The sequence below is a fragment of the Micromonospora sp. URMC 107 genome (assembly GCF_051386315.1).
Lineage (GTDB): Bacteria > Actinomycetota > Actinomycetes > Mycobacteriales > Micromonosporaceae > Micromonospora.
Genome location: NZ_JBPQTK010000276.1, coordinates 1 through 1,317 on the forward strand (window position 1 = coordinate 1; position 1,317 = coordinate 1,317).

Annotated in this window: 2 protein-coding genes; one reads left to right on the plus strand and one right to left on the minus strand. The window is 73.8% G+C overall.

Features of this window, described 5'->3' with window-relative positions:
* Positions 1-1,087 (plus strand): chitinase (locus ACSNN9_RS28460; protein WP_436676389.1); only part of this gene is annotated, 1,087 nt, incomplete at its 5' end.
* A gap of 18 nt (positions 1,088-1,105) precedes the next feature.
* Here the strand turns inward: ACSNN9_RS28460 and ACSNN9_RS28465 are convergent.
* Positions 1,106-1,317, minus strand: a 212-nt coding sequence (locus ACSNN9_RS28465) for a hypothetical protein (RefSeq protein WP_436676390.1), incomplete at its 5' end; no start/stop codon positions are given.

Here is a 1,317-nt window from a genome sequence, read left to right on the forward strand (position 1 = left end):
GCCACCCACCACGCCTCCACCCACCACGCCTCCGCCGACCACGCCGCCGCCGACGGGTGCGCTGCCCCGGCACGCGCTGATCGGCTACCTGCACGCCAGCTTCGCCAACGGCTCGGGCTACCTGCGGATGGCCGACGTGCCCGCCGACTGGGACATCGTCAACCTCGCCTTCGGCGAGCCCACCACGGTCACCTCGGGCGACATCCGGTTCCAGCTCTGCCCGCCCGCCGAGTGCCCGGGCGTCGAGACCGAGGCCGAGTTCATCGCCGCGATCCGCGCCAAGCAGGCGCAGGGCAAGAAGGTGCTGCTCTCCATCGGCGGGCAGAACGGCCAGGTCCAGCTCACCACGACCGCCGCCCGGGACACCTTCGTCCGGTCGGTGTCGGCCATCATCGACCGGTACGGCCTCAACGGGCTCGACATCGACTTCGAGGGGCACTCGCTCTACCTGGACGCCGGGGACACCGACTTCCGCAACCCGACCACGCCGGTGATCGTCAACCTGATCTCCGCGATCCGCACCCTCAAGCAGCGGTACGGGGCGGGCTTCGTGCTCACCATGGCGCCGGAGACGTTCTTCGTCCAGCTCGGCTACCAGTTCTACGGCTCGGGCCCGTGGGGCGGGCAGGACCCGCGCGCCGGGTCGTACCTGCCGGTGATCCACGCGCTGCGCGACGACCTCACCGTGCTGCACGTGCAGGACTACAACTCCGGGCCGATCATGGGGCTCGACAACCAGTACCACACGATGGGCAGCGCGGACTTCCACGTCGCGATGACCGACATGCTGCTCGCCGGCTTCCCCGTCGCCGGCAACCCCGACCGCGTCTTCCCGCCGCTGCGCGAGGACCAGGTGGCCTTCGGCGCGCCCTCCTCCCCCAGCGCCGGCAACGGCTACCTCGCCCCGGCCGGGGTGCAGGCCGCGGTGACCTGCCTGGTGAAGGGGCAGGGCTGCGGCCCGTACACCCCGCGCAGCGGCACCAACCCGGCCTTCCGGGGGCTGATGACCTGGTCGATCAACTGGGACCGGTTCTACGCCTGGGAGTTCCGCCTCAGCCACGGCCCGTTCCTGCGGGCGCTGCCCTGAGCAGTGCCGCCGCCCGGGTCACCCGGCCCGGGCGGCGCCCCGGCGGGTCACGCCGACCCGGCCACCGGGATCGAGGCGGGGGACGCCCGCGCTGGAGCCGTTCAAGCCCACGCCGCCGCAATCCGGTTGCGCCGGCGGTCCGGCCCGGCCCACGATCCGGTGGCGGACACGGGACCGGACCGCCGCCGCGCCGCGCGGCCGGGCGGCGCGGCGTCCGGGGGGGGCGGGAG